This window comes from Streptomyces sp. MnatMP-M17, assembly GCF_900091995.1.
In the GTDB taxonomy this organism is placed as follows: domain Bacteria; phylum Actinomycetota; class Actinomycetes; order Streptomycetales; family Streptomycetaceae; genus Streptomyces.
Genome location: NZ_FMDK01000442.1, coordinates 1 through 3,040 on the forward strand (window position 1 = coordinate 1; position 3,040 = coordinate 3,040).

Below are 3,040 nucleotides of genomic sequence, written 5' to 3' on the forward strand. Positions count from 1 at the left end.
GACCGGGGCCGTGACGCCGAGCGGCCGGCGCCTCGCCGAGGCACTCGCCGCGCCGCTGGCGCGCCCTGCCGGGCGGCCACGCGCCGTACTCGAAGTCGGCGCCGGGACCGGTGCGGTCTCGCGGGTGCTGGCCGATCTGCTGGGCCCCGACGACACGCTCGATCTGGTCGAGTCCAACCCTCGCTTCGCGCGGGTGCTGGAGGCGGATCTGCGGACGGATCCACGGCTGGCGGTCCACCGGGAGCGCATCGGTCTGATCGCCAGGCCGGTGGCGGAGATCGATTCCGAGGCGCGGTACGACGTGATCGTCTCCGGGCTGCCGTTCGCCAATTTCCACCCGGAGGAGGTCTCCGACCTGTTGACGCAGTACCTCTCGGCGCTCAGGCCCGGCGGGCATCTGACGTACTTCGGCTATCGCGGCACCGCTCGGCTGCGGGCGCTGACGGGATCCTCGCGCAGCTTGGCGCGGCATGGCGGAGTGGCGCATGTACTCGACTCGTTCCAGCGGGCCCACGCCACCGGTTACCGGACTGTATGGGCCAATGTGCCGCCCGCGCGCGTCTGGAACCTGTCCGTTCCGTCGGGGCCGTTGGATCCGTCCGGTCCGTTGGATTCCGCGAGAGGGTGATATTGCCTGCCGGAGACCTCTCCGGTAGCGCCGCGCCATCATCGACGCGGTCGCGGCGGTCGCCAAGAACCGCGGTGTCAGCCGGGCGCAGATCTCGCTGGCGTGGTTGCGCCACACCCCTGTCGTCGTCGCGCCGCTCGTGGGCGCGAGCAAGCCGTCCCATCTGGACGACGCCGTGGCCTCGCTGGAGATCGAGCTGACCGAGGACGAGGTGGCCGACCTGGAGGCCCCGTACACACCGCGCGCCGATTTCCAGGGCGTCTCCGACGACGCGGAGCCGGCGCGTATATCGGCCAGGATCGGCATCAGGCCGGCGGCAGCCTGACCGGCTCCGTTGGGAGGGCGCCGTTACGAGAGCGCCTCGGCTACGAGAGCCTCCGAGGCGGGCGTCTGCGATCCGGGCGTCTCCGATGCGGGCGCCTGCGAACGGCGTGACCATCGAAGGTATGGAGCCGCTCGAACCGCTTCCCGTCATCCGGCCGATGCTGGCCACACCCGGCCCGCTGCCCGGTGTCGGAGAGGAAGCGGAGTGGGCGTTCGAGACCAAGTGGGACGGTGCGCGGTGTGTCGTCGCGGTGGCGGGCGACGGGTCGCTGCGGCTGAGTACGCGCGCGGGCGACGACGTGACCGCCCGGTATCCCGAACTCGCCGAGTTCGGCCGGCTGCTCGGCGGCCGGGCGGCGGTGCTCGACGGCGAGGTCGTGGCCCTGGCCGACGGCCGTCCCGATTTCGGTCTGCTGCAACGCCGGCTGGGCGTGGTGAACCCGCGCAGGGCGGCTCAACTGGCCGTGAGATATCCCGTCCATCTGGTGCTGTTCGATGTCATGCATCTCGACGGCAGACCGCTGCTGGCGCTCCCGTACCGGGACCGCAGATCGCTCCTGTCCGGACTGGGACTCGTGGGCCCTCACTCGTCGGTGCCCGGTTATGCGGTCGGCCATGGACAGCGGGCGTGGGACATCACGCTGCGGGCCGGATTCGAGGGCCTGGTCGCGAAGCGGCTGTTGTCGCCGTACACGCCCGGCATCCGCTCCGACCAGTGGCGCAAGATCAAGCACACACCCGCGCAGGACGTCCTCATCGGCGGCTGGACGGAGGGCCGCGGCGGGATCGCCGGTCTCCCGGGCGCGGTCCTGGCCGGTGTGGAGGTGCCGGAAGGGCTCCGTTATGTCGGGTCCGTCGGGTCGGGTTTCTCGGCGCTCGAACGGCATGATCTCGCCCGGCTCCTGGCGGTCATCCCGCGCGACACCTCGCCCTTCGTCAACCCGGTGGACCTGCCCGCGCACTGGGTCGAGCCCCGGCTCGTCGCCGAGATCACCATGGCCGGCTGGACGGCGGCGGGCCGTCTCCGTAGCCCGGTGTGGCACCGGCTGAGGAGCGATCTGACGCGTGACGAACTCGGCGGCTGACCCGTGCCCGCGAGGGTGCCCTGTCGCGGCCTTGTCGCTTGTCTTTACGCGTCAGCTCGACTGACCGGTCGGCATGATCGTCACCTGCTGGAGGTTCACCCGAGGCGGCTGTGTGGCGATGAAGCCGACGGTCTCCGCGATGTCCTCCGGGGTGAGCCATTCCATCGTCTCCTTGGAACCGGCCAGCCAGTCCTGCGCGCCCTGGTCGGTGACATGGCTCTGCAACTCCGTACCGACGATGCCCGGCTCGATCGCGGCCACCCGGACGTTCTTCGGGCCCAGCTCGACCCGTAGATGCCGGGAGAGGTGCGTGACGTAGGCCTTGGTACCGGAGTAGACGGCGAAGTTCGGGAAGATGTTCTGCGCCGCGATCGACGCGGTGTTGATCAGATCCGCCACACCGCGCTCGCCCGCGGCCCTGACGAGCTGCGGCGTGAACGCGCCGATGGTGTTCATCAGCCCGGTGATATTGACGTCGATCTGCTGCCGCCACTGGTCGGTACGCAGCTCCTCGATCGGGGCCGGCAGCATGACACCAGCGTTGTTGAACAGCAGGTCCGCGCTGCCCAGCTCGGCTTCCACCTGGTCGGCGGCGCCCAGCACCTCCTCGGCCTCGGTCACGTCGGCGGTGAGCGCCAGCGCGGTGCCGCCGTTCTTGTCGATCCGGGTGACCAGATCGTCAAGCCGCTCCGCGCGCCGCGCCAGCACCGCGACCTTCGCGCCCAGCGCCGCCAGATGCTCGGCCGAGGCCTCGCCGATACCGCTGGAAGCGCCGGTGATGACCGCGACGCGGCCGTGCAGGGGCTTGGCAGGGTTCTGAGTGGACATGATGAGCACACCTTCCGAGACGGTGTCGATCTGTTTCCAAACACTTCCAGCACACCACCGCCCGGCCCGCCCCGCAGCGCCAGAGGCGGAAGGGCGCGGACCATCGACGTAGGCAGGACCACGGCCCGCCGCGGTAACTCGGTTGCCGGTGAAGCTCCTCAGCCGCCAGCCGCCA

Annotated in this window: 3 protein-coding genes and 1 pseudogene; 3 read left to right on the top strand and 1 reads right to left on the bottom strand. The window is 70.5% G+C overall.

Going from position 1 to position 3,040, the window contains the following annotated elements; all coding sequences use genetic code 11:
* The 3 genes and pseudogenes from GA0115259_RS19975 to ligD all read left to right on the top strand — a co-directional run.
* On the top strand, positions 1-628 hold a 628-nt coding region (locus GA0115259_RS19975; RefSeq protein WP_093598901.1), incomplete at its 5' end, for a class I SAM-dependent methyltransferase.
* Positions 629-659: 31 nt separating this feature from the next.
* Positions 660-953 (top strand): annotated as a pseudogene (locus tag GA0115259_RS19980) (aldo/keto reductase); the annotation flags it as partial.
* Positions 954-1,074: 121 nt separating this feature from the next.
* A complete protein-coding gene (gene ligD, locus GA0115259_RS19985) occupies positions 1,075-2,037 on the top strand; it encodes a non-homologous end-joining DNA ligase (protein WP_237540236.1) in 963 nt (320 codons plus the stop codon).
* A gap of 51 nt (positions 2,038-2,088) precedes the next feature.
* Here ligD and GA0115259_RS19990 read toward each other — a convergent pair whose 3' ends face one another.
* The gene (locus GA0115259_RS19990; protein WP_093598907.1) at positions 2,089-2,865 is read right to left on the bottom strand and encodes an SDR family oxidoreductase; all 777 of its coding nucleotides are present in this window, start codon (positions 2,863-2,865) and stop codon (positions 2,089-2,091) included.
* Positions 2,866-3,040 lie beyond the last annotated feature (175 nt).

Coding starts and splice junctions, on each gene's coding strand:
- ligD (WP_237540236.1), top strand. CDS start 1,075: ATGGAGCCGCTCGAACCGCTTCCCGTCATCCGGCCGATGCTGGCCACA.
- GA0115259_RS19990 (WP_093598907.1), bottom strand. CDS start 2,865: ATGTCCACTCAGAACCCTGCCAAGCCCCTGCACGGCCGCGTCGCGGTC.